Annotated in this window: 23 protein-coding genes; all 23 read right to left on the reverse strand. The window is 63.2% G+C overall.

The window, feature by feature from the left end; all coding sequences use genetic code 11:
- Positions 1-16 precede the first annotated feature (16 nt).
- The 23 genes from GGR44_RS02695 to GGR44_RS02805 all read right to left on the reverse strand — a co-directional run bounded on the left by GGR44_RS02695 (position 17) and on the right by GGR44_RS02805 (position 21,464).
- Positions 17-715: a biotin--[acetyl-CoA-carboxylase] ligase gene (locus tag GGR44_RS02695; RefSeq protein ID WP_343052294.1), complete on the reverse strand. Its 699-nt coding sequence runs from the start codon at positions 713-715 to the stop codon at positions 17-19.
- A gap of 5 nt (positions 716-720) precedes the next feature.
- Complete coding sequence (gene nuoN, locus GGR44_RS02700; protein WP_183953880.1) at positions 721-2,157, reverse strand: NADH-quinone oxidoreductase subunit NuoN; 1,437 nt, start codon at positions 2,155-2,157, stop codon at positions 721-723.
- Entirely contained in the window at positions 2,157-3,716 is a 1,560-nt protein-coding gene (locus tag GGR44_RS02705) for an NADH-quinone oxidoreductase subunit M (protein ID WP_183954222.1), read from the reverse strand. The genes nuoN and GGR44_RS02705 overlap by 1 nt, the downstream gene beginning before the upstream one ends.
- On the reverse strand, positions 3,716-5,764 hold the full coding sequence (nuoL, locus tag GGR44_RS02710) for an NADH-quinone oxidoreductase subunit L (protein WP_183953881.1): 2,049 nt from the start codon (positions 5,762-5,764) through the stop codon (positions 3,716-3,718). The genes GGR44_RS02705 and nuoL overlap by 1 nt, the downstream gene beginning before the upstream one ends.
- Positions 5,765-5,773: 9 nt before the next feature.
- The gene (gene nuoK, locus GGR44_RS02715; RefSeq protein WP_021247120.1) at positions 5,774-6,079 is read right to left on the reverse strand and encodes an NADH-quinone oxidoreductase subunit NuoK; all 306 of its coding nucleotides are present in this window, start codon (positions 6,077-6,079) and stop codon (positions 5,774-5,776) included.
- A 118-nt stretch (positions 6,080-6,197) separates the two neighbouring features.
- Positions 6,198-6,824, reverse strand: a complete 627-nt coding sequence (locus GGR44_RS02720) for an NADH-quinone oxidoreductase subunit J (protein ID WP_183953882.1) — start codon at positions 6,822-6,824, stop codon at positions 6,198-6,200.
- 187 nt (positions 6,825-7,011) lie between these two features.
- Positions 7,012-7,497 carry an NADH-quinone oxidoreductase subunit NuoI gene (gene nuoI, locus GGR44_RS02725; RefSeq protein ID WP_183953883.1) on the reverse strand — a complete coding sequence of 162 codons (486 nt, stop codon included), beginning with the start codon at positions 7,495-7,497 and terminating at the stop codon, positions 7,012-7,014.
- The gene (locus tag GGR44_RS02730) at positions 7,494-7,970 is read right to left on the reverse strand and encodes a hypothetical protein (RefSeq protein ID WP_183953884.1); all 477 of its coding nucleotides are present in this window, start codon (positions 7,968-7,970) and stop codon (positions 7,494-7,496) included. The genes nuoI and GGR44_RS02730 overlap by 4 nt, the downstream gene beginning before the upstream one ends.
- Positions 7,967-9,010, reverse strand: a complete 1,044-nt coding sequence (nuoH, locus tag GGR44_RS02735; protein ID WP_183953885.1) for an NADH-quinone oxidoreductase subunit NuoH — start codon at positions 9,008-9,010, stop codon at positions 7,967-7,969. The genes GGR44_RS02730 and nuoH overlap by 4 nt, the downstream gene beginning before the upstream one ends.
- 118 nt (positions 9,011-9,128) lie before the next feature.
- A complete protein-coding gene (gene nuoG, locus GGR44_RS02740; RefSeq protein ID WP_183953886.1) occupies positions 9,129-11,135 on the reverse strand; it encodes an NADH-quinone oxidoreductase subunit NuoG in 2,007 nt (668 codons plus the stop codon).
- On the reverse strand, positions 11,136-11,756 hold the full coding sequence (locus tag GGR44_RS02745; RefSeq protein ID WP_183953887.1) for a hypothetical protein: 621 nt from the start codon (positions 11,754-11,756) through the stop codon (positions 11,136-11,138).
- A gap of 14 nt (positions 11,757-11,770) precedes the next feature.
- On the reverse strand, positions 11,771-13,102 hold the full coding sequence (gene nuoF, locus GGR44_RS02750; RefSeq protein WP_183953888.1) for an NADH-quinone oxidoreductase subunit NuoF: 1,332 nt from the start codon (positions 13,100-13,102) through the stop codon (positions 11,771-11,773).
- A gap of 109 nt (positions 13,103-13,211) precedes the next feature.
- Positions 13,212-13,877: a complex I 24 kDa subunit family protein gene (locus tag GGR44_RS02755; protein ID WP_183953889.1), complete on the reverse strand. Its 666-nt coding sequence runs from the start codon at positions 13,875-13,877 to the stop codon at positions 13,212-13,214.
- On the reverse strand, positions 13,870-14,214 hold the full coding sequence (locus GGR44_RS02760) for a hypothetical protein (protein ID WP_183953890.1): 345 nt from the start codon (positions 14,212-14,214) through the stop codon (positions 13,870-13,872). The genes GGR44_RS02755 and GGR44_RS02760 overlap by 8 nt, the downstream gene beginning before the upstream one ends.
- A complete protein-coding gene (locus tag GGR44_RS02765; RefSeq protein ID WP_183953891.1) occupies positions 14,211-15,446 on the reverse strand; it encodes an NADH-quinone oxidoreductase subunit D in 1,236 nt (411 codons plus the stop codon). The genes GGR44_RS02760 and GGR44_RS02765 overlap by 4 nt, the downstream gene beginning before the upstream one ends.
- Positions 15,447-15,557: 111 nt before the next feature.
- The gene (locus GGR44_RS02770) at positions 15,558-16,316 is read right to left on the reverse strand and encodes an NADH-quinone oxidoreductase subunit C (protein ID WP_183953892.1); all 759 of its coding nucleotides are present in this window, start codon (positions 16,314-16,316) and stop codon (positions 15,558-15,560) included.
- Between the two features lie 16 nt (positions 16,317-16,332).
- Complete coding sequence (locus GGR44_RS02775) at positions 16,333-16,887, reverse strand: NuoB/complex I 20 kDa subunit family protein (RefSeq protein WP_425511290.1); 555 nt, start codon at positions 16,885-16,887, stop codon at positions 16,333-16,335.
- Positions 16,878-17,252: an NADH-quinone oxidoreductase subunit A gene (locus tag GGR44_RS02780; protein WP_183953893.1), complete on the reverse strand. Its 375-nt coding sequence runs from the start codon at positions 17,250-17,252 to the stop codon at positions 16,878-16,880. The genes GGR44_RS02775 and GGR44_RS02780 overlap by 10 nt, the downstream gene beginning before the upstream one ends.
- 130 nt (positions 17,253-17,382) lie before the next feature.
- Positions 17,383-18,198 carry an inositol monophosphatase family protein gene (locus GGR44_RS02785; RefSeq protein WP_183953894.1) on the reverse strand — a complete coding sequence of 272 codons (816 nt, stop codon included), beginning with the start codon at positions 18,196-18,198 and terminating at the stop codon, positions 17,383-17,385.
- Positions 18,199-18,237: 39 nt separating this feature from the next.
- Entirely contained in the window at positions 18,238-18,588 is a 351-nt protein-coding gene (locus GGR44_RS02790; RefSeq protein ID WP_246344275.1) for a hypothetical protein, read from the reverse strand.
- Between the two features lie 17 nt (positions 18,589-18,605).
- Positions 18,606-19,169: an elongation factor P gene (gene efp, locus GGR44_RS02795; RefSeq protein ID WP_183953896.1), complete on the reverse strand. Its 564-nt coding sequence runs from the start codon at positions 19,167-19,169 to the stop codon at positions 18,606-18,608.
- Positions 19,170-19,257: 88 nt separating this feature from the next.
- Positions 19,258-20,058: a ParA family protein gene (locus GGR44_RS02800; protein WP_183953897.1), complete on the reverse strand. Its 801-nt coding sequence runs from the start codon at positions 20,056-20,058 to the stop codon at positions 19,258-19,260.
- A 128-nt stretch (positions 20,059-20,186) separates the two neighbouring features.
- A complete protein-coding gene (locus tag GGR44_RS02805; protein WP_183953898.1) occupies positions 20,187-21,464 on the reverse strand; it encodes a tetratricopeptide repeat protein in 1,278 nt (425 codons plus the stop codon).
- Between the last annotated feature and the right edge of the window lie 43 nt (positions 21,465-21,507).

Raw genomic sequence — 21,507 nt, forward strand, 5'->3', positions numbered from 1 at the left:
TCTCCTAACCTTCGTATCACAGCAGGAAAACGTCGCCGGCATGAATGGCACGGGTCGCGCCATCCGCCAAGCGCAGGATCATCGCGCCCTGCCCGTCCACCGTTTCAAACGTCCCTTCGACAATCTCGCCATCCGGCATCGCCACCTGCATAGCGCGGCCCGCCGCATGGGCGTTGGCGGTCCAGTGGCGCAGCACCGGCTCGATCCCCTGGCCCCGCCAGATGCCCAGCCAATGGGCGAAAATCTCCGCCAGCCGCTGCGCGATGCTGGCCGCGTCGGCATCCGTGCCGCCCTGTTCCCACAGGCTGGTGACCGGCCGGTCCAGCCCCTTGGGCGCGCCAGTGATGTTGATGCCGATGCCCACGACAACCGCATCGCCGGAGCGTTCCAGCAATATGCCCGCAATCTTGGCGTCGTCGACCATCAGGTCATTGGGCCATTTGATCCGCGTCCTGCCGCGCGCCAGCGGCGCGATCACCGCATGAACCGCCACCGCCGCGACCAGCGCCAGCATATGGGCGGGCGGATCGCCAGCGCGCAGCCGGACCAGCGTGGAGCCGTGGAAATTGCCTTCGGGACTCTCCCAGGCGCGGCCCATCCGGCCCCGCCCGCCAACCTGCCGCCCGGCGCGCAGCCACTGGCCTTCGGGCGCGCCACCAGCGGCCAATGCCATCATGTCGGCATTGGTCGATCCGGTTTCGGCGACAAAGGCGATATCGGTCAGAACAGCGCCGCCGCAGCCGCCGCGCTCGCCCTGTCCAGCAGCGGGTTGAGCAGATAGCCGAGCACGATCACCACCGAACAGACCGTCAATATGCCGTTCTCGATCATGCCGCCCCGCGCTTCATAGGCTCCGGTCGGCTCGTCAAAATAGATCGTCTTGATGACCTTGAGGTAATAGAAAGCGCCGATCACCGATGCGGCGATGCCGACGGCGGCCAGCGCCGTCAGCCCAGCCGCGACAGCCGCATCGAACACCAGGAACTTGGCCCAGAAACCGAAAAGCGGCGGGATGCCGGCCATGGAGAACATGACGATGGCAAACGCCGCCGCCAGCCCCTTGCGCGACTGCGACATCCCGGCAAGGCTGGCGATCGTCTCGACCGGCTTGCCATCGGCGTCGCGCATCTGGAGCACGCAGGCAAAACCGCCGATCGTCATCACGACGTAAATGGCCATATAGCTCATCGTCGCGGCGACGCCGGCGGGCGTTCCGGCGGCCAGGCCAATCAGCGCGAAGCCGACATTGTTGATCGAGGAATAGGCCATCAGCCGCTTGATATTGGTCTGGCCGATGGCCGCAACCGCGCCAAAGACGATGGAGGCGAGCGCGATGAAGATCACGATCTGCTGCCAGTCCAGACCCGCCGGGCCCAGCGCCTCGACCGCCACCCGCACCATCAGGCCCATCGCCGCAACCTTGGGCGCGCTGGCGAAGAAGGTGGTGACCGGCGTCGGCGCGCCTTCATAGACATCGGGCGTCCACATGTGGAACGGCACGGCGCTGATCTTGAAAGCGAGGCCCGCCAGCACGAACACCAGCCCGAACAACTCACCCTTCGACACGCCATCGGCGAGGCCGGCGGCAATGCCGTCGAACAGGGTGGTGCCGGTAAAGCCATAGAGCAGCGCAATGCCATAGAGCAGGATGCCGCTCGCCAGCGAACCCAGCACGAAATATTTGAGGCCGGCTTCGGAAGACCGCTCGTCCTGCCGCATGAAGCTCGCCAGCACATAGGAGGCAAGGCTGTTCATCTCCAGGCCGACATACAGCGTCAGCATGTCGCCCGCCGACACCATCATGCCCATGCCGATGGCGGCGAACAGAATCAGGATCGGATATTCGGCGCGCAACGCCCCGCCCTGCGCAAAGAAGCGCGGCGACAGCGCGATGGCGGCGGCGGCGCTGGAGTAGATCAGCGCCTTGGCGAACACGGCGAAGGCGTCGGCCCGTACCAGCCCGTCGAACGCCACCGGCCCATGGGCCATGGCGCAGCTCAGCGCCGCACCGGCAACCGCCAGCGCCACGATCGCCAGCAGGTTCACCGCCTGCGTCGCGCGGTCACCGGCATAGGCGGCGACCATCAGCAGGATCAGGCCGACGGCCGACATGATGAGTTCTGGCAAGACGGCCAGAAGGGAAGCGGAGTCGATCATCAGTGCGCCTCCCCGTGCGCAGGAGCTTCTTCATGGTGGCCATGGCTTTCGCCGGCGGGCTTGGGCGCCCCCATTTTCAGGTGGGAATCCCCTGCCGGCGCGGCAGCCGACAGCCGCGCCTGAAGCGCCAGAATGTCGGGCCGCATCGGCGCCAGGAAGGATTCGGGATAGACGCCCATCCACAACGCCACCGCCGCAATCGGCGCCAGCAGCGCCATTTCGCGGATCGACAGGTCGGGCATGGCCGCCGCATCAGCGTTCTTCTGCTCGCCATAGCAAATGCGGCGATAGAGATAGAGCATATAGGCCGCGCCCAGGATGATGCCCGTGGTGCAGACCAGAGCGACCCAGCTCGACGCCTGATAAATGCCCATCAGCGACAGGAATTCACCGACGAAGTTGCTGGTGCCCGGCAGGCCGACCGCCGCCATGGTGAAGAACAGGAACAGCACGCCATATTTGGGCATGTTGATCGCCACGCCGCCATAACGGTCGATCTCGCGGGTATGCAGCCGGTCATAGACGACGCCGACGCACAGGAACAGCGCGCCCGCGACCAGACCATGGCCCAGCATCACCATCATCGCGCCTTCCAGACCCGCCTGGTTGAAGGCGAACAGGCCAACGGTCACGATCGCCATATGCGCCACCGACGAATAGGCGATCAGCTTCTTCATGTCGCTCTGCACCAGCGCGACGAGGCTGGTGTAGACCACCGCCACCATCGACAGGCCCCAGACCAGCCAGGCGAGCTGCGCCGACGCATCGGGGAACATGGGCAGGGAAAAGCGGATGAAGCCATAGCCGCCCATCTTCAACAACACGCCCGCCAGAATGACCGAACCGGCGGTCGGCGCCTGCACGTGCGCGTCGGGCAGCCAGGTATGCACGGGCCACATCGGCATCTTGACTGCAAAGCTGGCGAAGAAGGCCAGGAACAGCCATGTCTGGACATGCGGATCGAAATCATAGGCCATCAGCGCCGGGATTTCGGTCGTCCCCGCCTCATGCACCATCCACATCATCGCGATCAGCATCAGCACGGAGCCGATCAGCGTGTAGAGGAAGAATTTGTAGCTGGCGTAGATACGGTCGGCCCCGCCCCATATGCCGATGATCAGATACATCGGGATCAGGCCGGCTTCGAACATGATGTAGAAAAGGTAGATATCCTGCGCCGCGAAGACGCCGATCATCAGCACCTCCATGAACAGGAAAGCGGCCATATACTCGCCGACCCGCTTGGTGATCGCGTCCCAGCTCGCGCCGATACAAATAGGCATCAGGAACACGGTCAGCACGATCAGCAGCAACGCAATGCCGTCAATGCCCAGCGCCCAGGCGAAACGGCCGAAAATCGACGCATATTCCTGGAACTGCCATTGCGCGGCGCTGCCCGACTGGTCGAAACCGGCCCACAGCACAATGCCCAGCGCGAAATCGACCAAAGTGGCGATCAGCGCGATCCAGCGGGCGTTATTGGCGCCCGCGAACAGACAGGCGATGGCCCCCGCCATCGGCACTGCCATCATCAGGGAAAGGATGGGGAAGCCGTCCATTATCGTGTCATCGCCCATGTTGCGGCAGCGGCGAGGCCGATCAGCATCACCAGCGCGTAGGTGTAGAGGTAGCCGGACTGGATCCGACGCGTCACTTTATTGCCCTGCACGACCAGAGCAGCCAGCCCATTGGGCCCGAACCGGTCGATGAAGCCGATATCACCGAACTTCCAGAAGAAGCGGCCGATGGCGAAGGCGGGCTTGACGAACAGGACGTTGTACAGCTCGTCAAAATACCATTTGTTCAGCAGGAACTGGTAGAGCGCGCCGAATGTCGCGACGAAACGCTGCGGCCAGTCGGTGTTTTTGATGTAGGCCAGCCATGCGATCGCCAGGCCCAGCGCCATCACCGTGAACGGACCGAACTTGACCCATGTCGGCACTTCATGCGCGGCATGCATCAGGTGGCTGTCGAACGCCAGCGCGCCGTTCCAGAATGCGATGCCGCCTTCGGGGCCGATGAACTGGTCGTGGAAGGCGAAACCGGCGAACACCGCGCCCACGCTCAGCACGATCAGCGGGACCAGCATGACCCAGGGGCTTTCATGCGGATGATAGCCGCCGGTGCCCGTCGCGGGCGCATGATGATGGTCGTCATGGCCATGGGCGTCATGCGCATGATCGTCATGGGCGTGGTCGCCATGGGCGTCGTGCAGCGCGTGCTGGATATGCTCCGAAGCGGCCCAGCGCGGCTTGCCGAAAAAGGTCAGGAACACCAGACGCCAGCTATAGAAGCTCGTCAGCAGCGCCGCGAACACGCCGACCAGATAGGCGCCGATGCCCGATCCACCAGCGGCATAGGCCGCTTCCAATATGCCATCCTTCGAATAGAAACCCGCAAAGCCGACGCCCAGCAACGGCACCCCGACGCCGGTGATGGCCAGCGTGCCCAGCGTCATCGTCCAGAAGGTGATCGGGATTTCCTTACGCAGGCCGCCATAATAGCGCATGTCCTGTTCATGGTGCATCGCGTGGATCACCGAACCGGCGCACAGGAACAGCAAAGCCTTGAAGAAGGCGTGGGTGAACAAGTGGAACATCGCCGCGCCATAGGCGCCGACACCCGCCGCGAAGAACATGTAACCCAGCTGCGAACAGGTCGAATAGGCGATGACCCGCTTGATGTCGGTCTGCACCGTGCCCACCGTGGCGGCGAACAGACAGGTGGCCGCGCCAATGAAGGTCACAAAGCCCAGCGCCGTCGGGCTGGTTTCGAACATCGGCGACAGGCGGCACACCATGAACACGCCCGCCGTCACCATGGTCGCCGCGTGGATCAGCGCCGACACAGGCGTCGGACCTTCCATCGCGTCAGGCAGCCAGGTGTGCAGGCCAAGCTGCGCCGACTTGCCCATCGCGCCGATGAACAGCAACAGGCAAAGCACCGTCATCGTGTCGAACCGATGGCCCAGGAACCCGATGGTCGAACCGGCCATGGCGGGCGCGGCGGCCAATATGTCGGGAATGGAGATGGTGTCGAACACCAGATAGGTGCCGAAAATCCCCATCATGAAACCCAGGTCGCCGACGCGGTTGACGACGAACGCCTTGATCGCGGCGGCGTTGGCGCTCGGCTTCCTGAACCAGAAGCCGATGAGCAGGTAGGACGCCAGACCCACGCCTTCCCAGCCGAAGAACATCTGCAACAGGTTGTTGGCCGTCACCAGCATCAGCATGGCGAAGGTGAACAGCGACAGATAGGCGAAGAAGCGCGGCTGGTCCGGCTCCTCATCCATATAGCCCCAGCTATACAGGTGGACGAGCGCGGACACGCTGGTGATGACGACCAGCATGACGGCGGTCATCGCATCGACCCGCAGCGCCCACTGGGCGTCGAAACTGCCCGACTGGATCCAGGTGAAGACCGGCTCCACCGTGGCGTGGCCGTCGCCCATCACGAACGACAGGAAAATCGGCCAGCTCATGGCGCAGGATGCGAACAGCGCGCCGGTGGTGACGATCTTCGCGGGCAATTTGCCCAGCGCCTTGTTGCCGAAACCGGCAATGATGGCGGCGAGCAGCGGAAGCAGGACGATAAGCTGAATCATGTCGAGCCTTTAGCCCTTCATCCGGTTGACATCGTCGACGGCGATGGTGCCGCGACCACGGAAATAGATGACGAGGATGGCCAGGCCGATGGCCGCCTCACCCGCCGCGACGGTCAGCACGAACATGCTGAAAACCTGTCCCACCAGATCGCCCAGGAAGGCGCTGAATGCGACGAAGTTGATGTTCACGCTCAACAGGATCAGCTCGATCGCCATCAGGATGATGATGACATTCTTGCGGTTGATGAAGATGCCCAGCACCCCCATCACGAACAGGATGGCGCTGACCACCATATAATGTTGAAGGCCGATCATGACGGCATCCTTTCAAAGGAGGCCGTCACCCCAGCGAAGGCTGGGGTCTCATGCCCCACACGCCGCGCCAGCCTGCCTGAGACGCCAGCTTTCGCTGGCATGACGGTGCAAGGAAAGATCACAGCTCCACCCCCCCTAAGTCAACACCTTGGCCCACGGGCTGATTGATGTTGCGCACCGCGTCTTGCGGACGACGGCGGTTCTGTTTCGCGATATTCTGGCCCTTCACCCCGCCCCGCGCGCGGTGCGTCAGCACGATCGCGCCGATCATCGCCACGAGAAGCACAAGGCCCGCCGCCTCGAACAGGAAGATGTAGCGGGTATAGAGCAGGCCGCCGATCGCCTGGATGTTGGGCATGTCGCCCGTCACCGGCGCGGCGCGCTGCGCCAGTTCGACCGGCCCCGCGCTCCAAATGCCGATGCCCAGCACGATTTCGGCGAGCAGCACCAGCGCGATCAGCATGCCGAACGGCAGATAATCGACGAACCCGGCGCGCAGCTCGGCAAAATCAATGTCCAGCATCATCACGACGAACAGGAACAGCACGGCGACCGCGCCGACATAAACGATGACGAGCAGCATCGCGATGAACTCGGCGCCCAGCAGCAGCATCAGGCCCGCCGCGTTGAAAAACGCCAGGATCAGCCACAGCACCGAATGGACCGGATTGCGCGACAGGATCGTCAGCGCGCCGCTGCACACCACCAATATGGCGAACAGGTAAAAGGCGAAGACGTGGATCATGGGATATACTCGGCCCCTTTACCCTCTACTCCGTTCATCCTGAGTAGCTGTTGAGCTTGCCGAAACAGCGTATCGAAGGACACGCGCGAAGCCTTCGATACAGGCCATCGACAAGCTTTGAAACGAGTCACGTGACTCGTTTCGACCTTACTCAGGCCGAACGGCTCTTGGAGATTCGGCACGCCCATTACCGATACGGCGCGTCGGCGGCAAGGTTCGCGGCAATCGCCCGCTCCCACTTGTCCCCGTTTTCAAGAAGCTTGGCCTTGTCGTAGATCAACTCCTCGCGCGTTTCCGTGGCGAATTCGAAATTCGGCCCCTCGACAATCGCGTCGACCGGGCAGGCTTCCTGACAAAAGCCGCAATAAATGCACTTCGTCATGTCGATGTCGTAACGCGTCGTGCGGCGGCTGCCATCCTCGCGCGGCTGCGCCTCGATGGTGATCGCCTGCGCGGGGCAGATCGCCTCGCACAGCTTGCACGCGATGCAGCGTTCCTCGCCATTGGGATAGCGGCGCAACGCATGCTCCCCCCGGAACCGCGGCGAAATCGGGTTCTTCTCATAGGGATAGTTGATCGTCGCCTTGGGCTTGAAAAAATATTTCAAGGTCAGGGCGTGCGCCTTCACAAACTCCCAGAGGGTGAAGGATTTGACGTAATAGCCGAGGCTCATTGCTTCGATCCGTTCATCGTGGGGGCCAAAATGCACTGCCAAGCGTCAAAGCTCGCAGCAGCCGATTGGACCGATATTGTTGCTTGTCGGCTATCGCTTGCTGGTTTCACCGTCACATCGCCGGAAACCTCTTCAGAGCCAGACTTGCCGACAAAGTGGAATTTATAAATCGTGTCCGTGGCACCACCGCTCGCGAAAATCTTATCCAGCTTCCCATCGACCACCAACCGAGTGTTCACGCCAGATTTGTAGTTGGAAATCCAAAAACTCCGCATGTTGGGCTGATGCTCGAACGACACTGAGTTCACACCTTTGTAGACAGCCGGTGCAACGAGTGAGCCATCGGCCGAAACAGTTTTCGGCTCGCTGCACTGGTAGAGCAAGCGCGGCATAGTGAACTCATCCACAGGGACTTCCGTCCAAGCAACCTGAGCGTCACCAAGCGCCAGCAAGGTAACAAGGAGGCCAATCATCCACCATACCTCGTCAGCATGAGGAAGCCCGACACCAGGAAGACGAACAGCAGCGAGGTCGGCAGGAAGATTTTCCAGCCCAGCCGCATCAACTGGTCATAACGGTAACGGGGCACCGTCGCCCTCACCCAGGAGAAGACGAAGAAGAAGAACAGGATCTTGACGAACAGCCAGATAATGCCCGGCACCATATAGAGCGGCGCCCAGTCCAGCGGCGGCAGGTAACCGCCCCAGAACAATATGGCGTTCAAAGCGCACATCAGGATGACGTTGGCATATTCGCCAAGCCAATAGAGCGCGAAGGCCATGGACGAATATTCGGTCTGGTAGCCCGCGACCAGTTCGGACTCCGCTTCGGTCAGGTCGAAGGGCGCGCGCGCGGTTTCGGCCATGGCGCTGATCAGGAACATGATCGCCATCGGGAAGAGCAACGGGTTGAAGCCGTTGCCGTTCAGGAAGCCATAATAGCCCTTCTGGCTTTCCACGATTGTCGTCAGGTTGAAGCTGCCCGCCCACAGCACGACGCAGATCAGGATGAAGCCGATGGAGACTTCATAGGAGATCATCTGCGCGCTGGCGCGGATCGCGGAATAGAAGGGATATTTGGAGTTGGACGCCCAGCCAGCCAGCACAATGCCGTAAACGCCCAGCGACGAAATGGCGAGGATGTAGAGCAACCCCACATTGATGTCGGCCAGCACCACGCCCAGATCGAACGGCACCACCGCCCAGGCCATCAGCGCGACGGTGAAGGTGATGATCGGCGCGATCAGGAACAAGGTGCGGTTGGCGGCGGCCGGAATGATCGTTTCCTGCAACATCACCTTCAACCCGTCGGCGAAGGATTGCAGCACGCCAAACGGCCCCACCACGTTCGGGCCCCGGCGTAGCGCCATGGCGGCCCAGATCTTGCGGTCGGCGTAAATCAGCATCGCCACCGCCAGCATCACCGGCAGGGCGATGAGCAAAATGCCGATGATCGTCGACAACAGCCACGCGCCCTCGAACGGCAGGCCCAGATTTTGGAAGAAAGCGGTCATGATGGAACCCTCAAGCCGTCACCCCAGCGAAGGCTGGGGTCTCGTGCCACAGGCGCAGCGCCCTCAGGCGTAAGATGCCAGCCTTCGCTGGCATGACGGGAAAATATAGTCGACTCCCTCATTCCGCCGCCTCCGCGATGGTCTCGCCCTGGATCAGCTCGGCCGAACATTGCTGCATGGTCGGGCTGGCGCGGCAGATGGCGTTGGTGAGGTAGAAATCCTTGATCGGATGGTTCAGGCGGCCGACCGCCCCGGTCGGCAGCGACGGGACGGACCAGCCATAATCGGCCAGCCCCTCGACGCCCAGCGCCGGCACCGCCGCAAACATCGCGGCACGCAGCGCGTCGAAATTGTCGAACGGCAATGTCGCGCCCATCGCTTCGGACAAGGCGCGCAGGATCGACCAGTCCTCGCGGGCGTCGCCCGGCGCGAACACGGCCTTTTCGCTCCGCTGCACCCGGCCTTCCAGGTTGACATAGGTGCCCGGCTTTTCGGCATAGCTGGCGCCCGGCAGGATCACGTCGGCCGCATGGGCGCCCTTGTCGCCATGATGGCCGATATAGACCTTGAAGCTTTCGTCGAACGCCTTGAAGTTCACCTCGTCCGCGCCCAGCGCGAACAGCAGCCTGGGCTTGGCCTCGACCATCGACCGGATGCCGCCATCCATCGCATAGCCCAGCATCAGCCCGCCCATGCGCGCCGCCGCAAAGTGCAGCACGTTGTATCCGTTCCAGCCTTCTTTCACGAGGCCCAGCGTCTCGACCAGCGCCAGCGTGTCGCCATGCGCGCCATCGCGGGCCAGCACGCCGCCGCCCACGATCATCGCCGGGCGGGCCGCGCCCTTGAAGGCTTCCACCACGGCGGCGGGCAGCTTGCCCAGCACCGCCGCGCCATCGCCCAGCCATTCGACCTTGTAGGTCAGGTCGACTTCCGGCCCGATGCCGTAAACCTTCGCGCCCTTCTTGATCGCCTTGCGGATGCGTGTGTTCACCAGCGGCGCTTCCCAGCGCACATTGGTGCCGACCAGCAATATGGCGTCGGCCGTCTCGATCCCCGCCAGCGTCGAATTGAAATTGACCGCGCTCAGCGACGACACGTCATAGGCAAGGCCGGTCTGCCGCCCTTCCAGCATCGAGCCGCCCAGCTTTTCAACCAGCAGCTTCGCCGCGAACATCGTCTCGCAATCGAGCAGGTCGCCCGCCACCGCCGCAACGCTGCCGCCATGGTCGACCGCCGCGATGGCCGCGAACGCCTCCGCCCAGCTTGCCGGAACCAGCTTGCCGTCCTTGCGCACGAACGGCTTGTCCAGCCGCTTGCGGACCAGACCGTCGACATGGTGCCGGGTCTTGTCCGACGCCCATTCCTCGTTCACATCGTCATTGATGCGCGGCACGGCGCGCAGCACCTGACGGCCGCGGCTGTCGAGGCGGATATTGGTGCCCACCGCGTCCATCACGTCGATGGCGTGGGTCTTCTTCAACTCCCACGGACGCGCTTCGAACGCATAGGGCTTGGACGTCAGCGCGCCGACCGGGCACAGGTCGACCACATTGCCCGAAAGCTCGCTCTTGGCGGCATGCTCCAGATAGGTGGTGATCTGCATATTCTCGCCGCGATAGATCGCGCCGATCTCCGGTACCCCCGCGACTTCCTCGGCAAAGCGCACGCAACGGGTGCACTGGATGCAGCGGGTCATCACCGTCTTGACGATGGGGCCCATATATTTCTCGGTCACCGCGCGCTTGTTCTCGTCATAGCGCGACGCGCCCCGGCCATAGGCGACCGACTGGTCCTGCAAATCGCATTCGCCGCCCTGGTCGCAGATCGGGCAATCGAGCGGGTGGTTGATGAGCAGGAACTCCATCACCCCCTCGCGCGCCTTCTTCACCATCTCGCTGTCCGTGCGGATCTCCTGCCCCTCGGCGGCGGGCAGCGCGCACGACGCCTGCGGCTTGGGCGGCCCCGGCTTCACCTCGACCAGGCACATGCGGCAATTGCCCGCGATGCTCAGCCGTTCATGGTAACAGAAGCGCGGAATCTCCTTCCCCGCCATCTCGCACGCCTGCAAAACAGTCGCGCCCGCCGGGACTTCGATTTCTACGCCGTCTACTTTGACTTTAGGCATTTATTGCACACCTGTAAAAACGCGGTCCTCAGCCGGAAGCCTGTAAATCACCTCTGCCAAAGCGCCTTCCAAGGCTCCTTTATTGCTCGTGAGTTCGGGGCTGCTTGACGAACAATCAATCATGTTCGGCCTGAGTTTATCAAAGGCTTCGTCCTGCTCAACGCTGGCAGTTTTCCAACTGAGCGCATAACGAACACCAGACGGATTTTTACTTTCGACACATTTCGCCACGCTCAAAAGTGTCAGAATGAGCCGGGACTGCCAATCCGATGCTGCAACGGGCATATCAAGATCGATAGGCCTTAAAAGCGGGCTCCCACGCTGCCCGGCAGCCTCTGCCTGCGTGCGCTGCCTAAGCAACTCAATAAAAAGCGCGCCTCGAAATGATACTTGATCGTAAGCGACGCCCTTCACGGGGAAACAACTATCCTTTGAATAGCGTGCCATTTCCTTACGCTGTTCCAACCCCAAAGGTAGATCGAGAACCCTACCAGTCTCGCGTTCACGGTCATGGATGTTGCAACGTGCCATCGCCACCATCGCGGTGCGCCCTACGCCACCGCCAGTAGCGTCCTGGGCGTACCCGTTCGCACCAGCCATGGTGGACACCAAAAACGTCATTGCGATGCAAGCCTTCACTCCGCCGCCTCCATCACCGGTGCGCCGCGCTCGTTGATGCGCCGCTCGATTTCCGGGCGGAAATGGCGGATCAGGCCCTGGATCGGCCATGCCGCCGCGTCGCCCAGCGCGCAGATGGTGTGGCCTTCGACCTGCTTGGTCACCTGATGCAGCATGTCGATTTCGCTGAGGTCCGCCTCGCCGGTGCGCAACCGCTCCATCACCCGCCACATCCAGCCCGTGCCTTCGCGGCACGGCGTGCACTGGCCGCATGACTCATGCTTGTAGAAATAGGACAGACGCGAAATGGCGCGGACGATGTCGGTCGACTTGTCCATGACGATGACGGCGGCGGTGCCCAGCCCGGAACCCAGCGCGCGCAGACCGTCGAAATCCATCGGCGCGTCCATGATCTCCTTGGCCGGAACCAATGGCACCGAGGAACCGCCGGGGATGACCGCCAGCAGATTTTCCCACCCGCCGCGGATGCCGCCGCAATGGCGGTCGATCAGTTCGCGGAACGGGATCGACATGCTTTCCTCGACCACGCATGGCTTGTTCACATGGCCGCTGATCTGGAACAGCTTGGTGCCGCGATTATTCTCGCGCCCGAAACTGTTGAACCATGCCGCCCCGCGCCGCAGGATGGTCGGCGACACCGCGATGCTCTCGACATTGTTGACCGTGGTCGGACAACCATAAAGGCCCGCCCCCGCCGGGAAAGGCGGCTTCAGGCGCGGCTGACCCTTCTTGCCCTCCAGGCTTTCGATCTGCGCGGTTTCCTCGCCGCAGATATAGGCGCCCGCGCCGCGATGCACGAACACGTCGAAATCATAGCCCGACCCGCAGGCATTTTTGCCAATAAAGCCCTTGGCATAGGCCTGCTCGACCGCCGCGAACAATACCTTGGCTTCGTAGATGAACTCGCCGCGAATATAGATATAGGCGGCACGCGCCCGCATCGCGAAACCGGCGATCAGCGCCCCTTCGATCAGCTTGTGCGGATCGTGGCGGATGATCTCGCGGTCCTTGCACGAACCCGGTTCGGATTCGTCGGCGTTGATGACCAGGAAGCTGGGGCGGCCATCCTTGCTTTCCTTGGGCATGAAGCTCCACTTCATGCCGGTGGGGAAGCCCGCGCCGCCACGGCCGCGCAGGTTCGACGCCTTGATGATGTCAATGATGGCGTCCTGCCCCAACTCCATCAGCTTTTTCGTGTTGTCCCAATCGCCGCGCTGCATCGCGGCGTCGACGCCCCAGTCCTGGAAGCCGTGGACGTTGGTGAAGATGCGGTCCCTGTCGGCCAGCGGGCCAACGAAAGGCGCGGGTGCGGCGGGTGCGTCAGTCATGCGCGACCTCCAACATTCGTCATGCCAGCGAAGGCTGGCATCTCAGGCATGGGCGCGCTGAGGATGGAGACCCCAGCCTGCGCTGGGGTGACGGGAAATTGGATGGCCATCACCACTCCCCCCGATAATCATGATTTTCGACGACCATCTCCTTCAGCGTCGTCGGGCCACCCTCCGGGCAGCTCGTCTGACGGTCGATCTGCGGGCCGATCTTGGGGCTTCCACCGGCGGCCAGCGTTTCCAAAATGGCGCTCATGCTGTCATAGGTCAGGTCTTCGTAATTATCGTCGTTGATCTGGACCATCGGCGCATTGGCGCACGCGCCCAGACATTCGACCTCGGTCAGCGTGAACAGGCCGTCGGGCGTCGTCGCGCCCTTCACCAGACCCTTGTTCTTGCAGGCCGAAAACACGTCGTCCGACCCGCGCAACATGCAGGGCGTCGTGCCGCACACCTGCACATGGTAACGGCCGACCGGCGCGAGATTGTACATGGTGTAGAAGGTCGCGACCTCATAGACGCGCATATAGGGCATATCGAGCTGGCGCCCGATATATTCCATTACCGGCACGGGCAGCCACCCCTGCGTCTGCGTCTCCGCCCCCACCTGCCGCTGGGCGAGATCGAGCAGCGGCATCACGGCCGACTGCTGCCGCCCGGCGGGGTAGCGCGCGATGATCGTCTTCGCCAGCTCGGCGTTCTCGGCAGTCCAGACGAACGCGCCCCAGCGCGCGCGGACTTCGGCCTCATCAGGAATTTGGGGTGCGTCAGCCATTGTTTCTGCCGAGTTTCCGAGGTTTCATGAAAATCCAAAGCAAAGCCGCCAGCGCAGCTCCGTAAATGCCAGTCGGAATAACAACGAGAACAGGCATGCCACCGTCGAACATGCCACCGCTCCCACCCATCAGTGACCAGACAAAAATCCCGCCCGTAACCCAGACGAGCCAGGAAGCCGTTATAAGCACGGCCTTAGCTGCCCAATGCGAAACGCCCAGCGACCGGGCGACCAACTTAGCCAACAGCCAAACAAGCGCGCCCTGCAATGCCATAAAGGCAATCGTCCCAAACGGTCCGAGCACAGCAAAGCTCATCTCGAAAAGCACGAAACTCACCGGTCACACTCCCCGAACACGATATCCATCGCGCCCAATACGGCGGTGGTGTCGGCGAGCATATGGCCCTTCATCATGAAGTCCATCGCCTGGAGGTGCGAGAAGGCTGTCGGCCGGATCTTGCAACGATAGGGCTTGTTGCTGCCGTCGCTCACCAGATAGACGCCGAATTCGCCCTTGGGGCTTTCCGTCGCGACATAGACTTCGCCCGCGGGCACATGGAAGCCCTCGGTATAGAGCTTGAAGTGGTGGATCAGCGCCTCCATCGACCGCTTCATCTCGCCCCGCTTGGGGGGCGCCACCTTGCGGTCGAAGCTGGCCACCGGCCCTTCCGGCATCTCATTCAGGCACTGTTTCATGATCCGCGCCGACTGGCGGACTTCCTCCACGCGCACCATGAACCGATCATAGCAGTCATAATTGGTGCCGACCGGAACGTCGAAGTCCATCCGGTCATAGACGTCGTATGGCTGCGCCTTGCGGATGTCCCAAGGGATACCCGAACCGCGGATCATCGGGCCGGAAAAGCCCCATTTCAGCGCGTCTTCCTTGCTCACCACGGCAATATCGACATTGCGCTGCTTGAAGATGCGGTTGTCCGCCACAAGGCTGATCGCATCCTCGAACAGGCGCGGCAGGCGCGTGTCGAGCCAGTCGGCAATATCCGTCAACAGCTTGAGCGGCACATCCTGATGCACACCGCCCGGCCGGAAATAGGCCGAATGCATCCGCGCGCCCGACGCCCGCTCGAAGAAGTTGAGGCAATCCTCGCGAATCTCGAACAGCCACAGGTTCGGCGTCATCGCGCCGACGTCCATCACATGCGACCCCAGGTTCAGCATATGATTGCAGATGCGCGTCAGCTCCGCGAAGAACACGCGCAGATATTGCGCGCGCAGCGGCACTTCCAGATCGAGCAGCTTCTCGACGGCGAGCACGTAAGAGTGCTCCATGCCCAGCGGCGAGCAATAGTCCAGCCGGTCGAAATAGGGCAGCGCCTGCAGATAGGTCTTGTACTCGATCAGCTTCTCGGTGCCGCGATGCAACAGGCCTACGTGCGGATCGCAGCGCTCGACGATTTCGCCGTCCAGTTCCATGACCAGGCGCAACACGCCGTGCGCGGCGGGATGCTGCGGGCCGAAGTTGATCGTGTAATTCTGGATTTCCGTGTCGCCCAGCGTCGGGTCCGCCGCGTCGGTGATGTGGTCCAGTTCCTGGAGATAATCAGACATGGTCTACCTCCGTCACCCCAGCGAACGCTGGGGTCTCACTGCCTTTTGGCGCAGCGCAGGAGAAAAGCGGGATCCCGGCTTTCGCCGGGATGACGGAGGTGGTGATATGGTTCATATCTTGCCCTCCGGCTTGACCGGCGCATCGTCCGACTTCTTGACCGCTTCGGCATTGGCCGCAGCCCCTGCCCCGGTATCGGACGGCTTTTCCGTGACCTTGGGCGTCGCGACCGGCGGCGGGGTCGGCGCGCCGGGCGCTTCGCCATGGGCCTTTTCATCGCCGGGCAGGATATAGTCCGCCCCTTCCCACGGCGACATGAAGTCGAAGCTGCGGAAATCCTGCGCCAGTTTCACCGGCTCATAAACGACGCGCTTGTCCTCCTCGGAATAGCGCAGCTCGACAAAGCCGGTCAGCGGGAAGTCCTTGCGCTGCGGATGCCCCTTGAACCCGTAATCGGTCAGGATGCGGCGCAGGTCGGTATTCCCTTCGAACACCACGCCATACATGTCGAACACTTCGCGCTCCAGCCAGCCCGCGACCGGCCAGATGTGCGTGACGGTCGGCACCGGCAAATCCTCGTCGGTCGACACCTTCACGCGGACGCGGTGGTTGCGGGTGACGCTCAACAGGTGATAGCAGACCTCGAACCGTTCGGGCCGGTCGGGATAATCGACGCCCGCGATCTCCATCAACTGCTGATACTGCGCGCCATCGCGCAGCGCCACCATCGCCTCGGCCAGCTTTTCGCGGACCACGGTGAAGCTCAGCTCGTCGGCATGGTCGACAGTCTCGATCAGCATATCGCCCAGCAGCGCCGCGATTTCCTGCGCGATCCCGTCGATCATCGCGATTTTCGGTGCAGAATGACCCATGATCAGCGCCAGCCCCTCAACGCTCGAACGTGCCGATGCGGCGGATCTTCCGCTGCAACTGCATCACGCCATAGAGCAGCGCTTCGGCAGTCGGCGGGCAGCCGGGAACATAAATGTCCACGGGCACGATCCGGTCGCATCCGCGCACGACCGAATAGCTGTAATGATAATAGCCCCCGCCATTGGCGCAGGACCCCATGGAAATGACATATTTCGGTTCCGACATCTGGTCGTAAACCTTCCGCAACGCGGGCGCCATCTTGTTGCACAACGTGCCCGCGACGATCATCACGTCGCTCTGGCGCGGGGATGCGCGCGGCGCGACGCCGAAACGCTCCATGTCGTAACGCGGCATGTTCACATGGATCATCTCGACCGCGCAGCAGGCGAGGCCGAAGGTCATCCACCACAGCGAACCGGTGCGCGCCCACTGGAACAGTTCCTCGGTCGACGTGACAAGGAAACCCTTGTCGCCGACTTCGGCATTCAGCGCGTTGAAGAAATCCTGGTCGGGCTGCGTTCCCACCGGCGGCATGGTGCCGGGGATGGGACGGTCAAGTTCTACTCCCAATCGAGGGCTCCCTTCTTCCACGCATAGACAAGGCCAAGCACCAGCTCCGCTATGAAGATCATCATCGTCGCCCATCCGGCCCAGCCGATTTCACCCAGGCTCACCGACCAGGGGAACAGGAACGCCGCTTCCAGATCGAAGATGATGAACAGGATGGCGACCAGATAGAATCGCACGTCGAACTGGCTGCGCGGCTCCTCGAACGCGGGGAAACCGCATTCATATTCGGACAGCTTGGCCGCGTCCGGCTTGTGCGTTCCCGTCAGGCGGCCGACCAGCATCGGCAGAAACACGAACGCGCTCGAAAGCAGCAATGCGATCCCCAGAAAGATCAGGATCGGCAGATATTGGGCAAGATCGACCAACGGAGTCCCCTTGGCGAAAATGGTTATGGCCGCGCTTTAGGCCCGCTGCATGTGCGAAGCAAGGGGCCGAAGCGGTGAGAATGATTCGCAAGAAACGCCAGGTCGCTGAACGACATGGGGTTTCAACGGATCAGCGCAGCGCGCCCGCCACCAGCTTGTGCAACTTGCTGTGGATGGCGTCGTTCCCGGCGATGATTTCGCGCCGTTCGATCGGCTGGTCGCCGCCGCGAAAGTCGGACACGAATCCGCCCGCCTCGCGCACCAGCAACATGCCGGCCGCCACGTCCCAGGGATGCAGGGCGCTTTCCCAGAAACCGTCATAGCGGCCCGACGCGACATGGGCGAGGTCGAGCGAGGCCGCGCCGAAACGGCGGATGCCCGCGACCGAAGGGGCGACCGCGCCGAAAATGCGGGTCCACTGGGCAAAATCGCCATGGCCCATGAACGGAATGCCGGTGGCGATCACGCAATCGGCGAGATCGCGCCGCGCCGACACGCGCAATCGCTGGTCATGCCGCCATGCGCCCCGGCTCTTTTCCGCCCAGTAGCTTTCGTCGGTCACCGGCTGATAGATGAGGCCCGTCGTCACTTCGCGCTTGCTGCCGCCATAAAGCGGCTCCTCCACCGCGATGGAGATGGCGAAATGCGGGATGCCGTGCAAGAAATTGGTGGTGCCGTCGAGCGGGTCGATGATCCAGCGCGGCTTGGTCGGGTCGCCCTCGATCACGCCGCCCTCTTCCAGCAGGAACCCCCAGTCGGGCCGCGCCTTCTGCAATTCCTCGACCAGCGTGCGTTCGGCCTGCTGGTCCGCCTTGGACACGAAATCGGCGGGGCCCTTGCGGCTGACCTGCAAATTTTCGACCTCGCCGAAATCGCGGCGCAGCTTGCCGCCCGCCTTGCGCGCGGCGCGCTCCATCACGGTCAGAAGGCCCGAATGCGATACCATGTCTGTTCTCCACCGCGCCTTGCCGGGCGGTCTTCCTGCTTATTTCTTCGGGGCGGGCTTGGCGGCCGGGCCCGCCGGACCGGGGCGGTATCCGCACACGCCCGCGATCACCGCCAGCATCTGCGAGGCGTCCTTGCGATCCACCTTGCCCGCATTGGCGGCGATCACCCTTTCGGTCGCCTCGCTCACCTTCGACACCGGATTGGCGTAAAGGCATTCGAACAGGGCGTTCTTGACCGGCTGGCCCACCTCATTGGACTGAAAGGCGCTGGTGATGACGCGCAGCACATGGGCCGCGCTGTCGATCTGCGCCTTGGTCGGCGCGCCCCTGGGCGCGACCTGTGCATGAACCGCCATCGGCGCAAGGCCGATCGAAATGATCCCGGCCATTGCCCCGATGCGTCCCATCAGTCTGCTCGCTTCACATATTCGCGTTCATACACATCAACGACGATGCGCGTGCCCGTCACGATATGGGGCGGCACCATCACGCGCACGCCATTGTCGAGGATGGCGGGCTTGTAACTGGCCGACGCCGTCTGTCCCTTCACCACCGCGTCGGCTTCCACCACGGTCGCCTCGACGGTTTCGGGCAGCTGCACCGAAATCGGCCGCTCCTCATACATTTCCAGCATCACCATCATGCCATCCTGCAGGAAAGCGGCGGCATCGCCAACCAGATCCTGCGGCAGGTTGATCTGTTCATAGGTTTCGGTGTCCATGAACACCAGCATGTCGCCTTCGGCGTAGAGATACTGGAAATCCTTGGTGTCCAGGCGGATGCGCTCGACGCTTTCGGCGGAACGGAAACGGACATTGTTCTTGCGCCCGTCGATCAGGTTCTTCAGCTCCACCTGCATATAGGCGCCGCCCTTGCCGGGCTGGGTGTGCTGAATCTTGACAGCGCGCCACAGGCCGCCTTCATATTCGATATTGTTGCCGGGACGAATGTCCACGCCGCTGATCTTCATCGCGATCCTGCCTGTCTGAACTATCTGGAAAAAGAGCCGGAGCGGCCTCTACATCGACCGGCGCGTCAGGGCAAGGGGGTCGGCCGGGTCAGACGGCGACGGCCACGTTGGGAAGGCCCTCCGCCGCCGCCCGCTGCACGACCGGTTCAACCAGCCCCATATGACGCAATTTCCGCTCGATGCCCGCCCACAGGATGCGAAAGCCTTCCCGCGCCGCACTGCCCGCCGCGAACGCGGTCAACGGCGCGCGCCGCTCGGCCATCTGCTCGATCAGGCTGGCCATGGGAATGGTCGGCCAGGCGGGATATTTCGCCAGCGCCGCCTTGTGCAGGCTGCGGCGGCGGTCCACCATCGAAAAGACCGGCAGCATCGGCGGATGCCGGCCATCCCTGTGCCGGGTCAGGAAATGGCGAACGCGCAGCAGCCCGCGCATCGACAGCGCCGACGGAACGGTGGGCACGACGATCAGGTCGGCGAGCAACATGATCTTGCGGTTCGCCTCGCTGAAACCGGGGGCGCAGTCGATCAGGATGATGTCATAGGCCTCGTTCAGCCGGTGCAGCCAGTGCGCCTGCCTGCGCTCCTGCCACAAGCGCGCCAGAAAATTGTCCGACCGCCGCATATTGGGGTCGCCCGCGATCAGGCTGACGCCGGGGATAGCACTGGGCCGGACGAAATCGGCCAGGGCGCGCCGCGCGTCGGCGACCGCATCCAGATCGGGCCGCTCCACGCCCTCCCCGCGCGACAATATCCAGCTGCTGTCGGCGCCTTCATCGACCTCCCACAACAGCACATTATGTCCGCTGGCCGCCGCCTCGCTCGCCAGCTGGATGGCGATCGTCGTCTTGCCGACGCCACCCTTGGAATTGAAGATCGCAATCGCCGCCATCGCCTCTTCCCCCGCGCCAGCGACCGACAGGACGCTGGACGCCGGATCATAAGCCCGATGGCGACATGATTACAAACGCGCTAACCATGATTTTCGTTACGGAAAGCGCGCATCGCGCCATCCGCCGGTCAGGATGCCCCGGCTGGCCCACCCGCCGGAGCCGCACCGGCCGATTGCCCGGCCCGCTGGCTGACCCACAAACGCCACAGGCCGGCGACATTGCCCCATGCGCCGCTCGTTACCTGCGCCAGCGCCTGGCCGCCGCCAGCATAGTCGCCCGACCGCGCCAGCGCGATGCCCAGACGGGTGTTGACGCGCCCCGCGTCCACCCCGCCCTTGCTGGCCGCCATGCGATAATAGTCCGCCGCCTGCGCATATTGCGCCATGCTGTAATAGCTGTCGGCCACGGCCAGCGCGGCCGCGCCATCCTTCGCCGCGCCCGCCTTCTTCGCCAGCGCGGGCAAGGCGGCGATGTCCTTCTTCGCCTTGGGCGCCGCCGTCAGCAACAGCTTCGCCGTCGCCGCCTGCGTCACCGGCAACTTGCCCGCCGCCCGGCCGGCCGCGATCACCGTCTGGGCCTCCGCGCTGGCGCCCGCGCCGTTCGCCAGCGTCGCGTAATTCTGATAGTCGCGCTCGCTCGCCATCGCCCCCACCGCCGCCTGCAACCGATAGATGTCCAGTTGCACCTGCGGATCCAGCTTCGGCTCATCCATGATGTTCGCCAGTGCCGACCGCCAGTTGGGCGTGGAGGGATAGACCGACAGGCGCTCGCCATATAGCTGGCTGACGGCGGCCCAGTCGCCGCCCTGCATCGCCAGCGAAATCGCCTTGTCATACCAGGGGGCCGGGATCGGCCTGCCCGCCGCGCGATAGGTCGCCAGCGCCTGCTCGACCAGCGGCCGCGCCTCCTTGGGCTTGCGCTTGCGCAGCAATATGTCGGCCATCAACAGCGTCGCGTCGACCCCGTCATAGCCCAGCGAGCGCGCATAGTTGAGCTGCGCGATGGCGTCGTCATTATTGCCGACATAATAGGAATAGAGACCAGCCATATAGCGCAACCGGGGGGCTTCCGCAGGCGGCACCGACTGCGTCTTGAACATGTCGGTCAGCGCGATCCGCTGCGCCTGCACGTCGCCGCGCTTCGACGCGGCCTCGAACCGCAGCCCGGCGGCGATATAATTCTCCAGGTCGCTGGTCGGCATCAACCCGCCGATGCGCGCCTGCGCCGACACCAGGTCGCCTGCCGCAAAGGCGGCGCGCACGGCCGCCACGTTCGCCCGGAAACCGTCGGTCAGCGCCACCGGCGGCCCCGCGTCGATCTTCTTGCGCGCCTGCGCAGGGGGCGAGACCATCAGGCCGATGGAAACAGCCAATGCAAAGCTGGCGGAGCCACAAACGCGACGCATGGAAAAACTGCCTCCCCCGACCATCCGGAATCAACGACGGCGG

Origin of the sequence: Sphingobium fontiphilum (assembly GCF_014196635.1) — a bacterium.
GTDB lineage: Bacteria > Pseudomonadota > Alphaproteobacteria > Sphingomonadales > Sphingomonadaceae > Sphingobium > Sphingobium fontiphilum.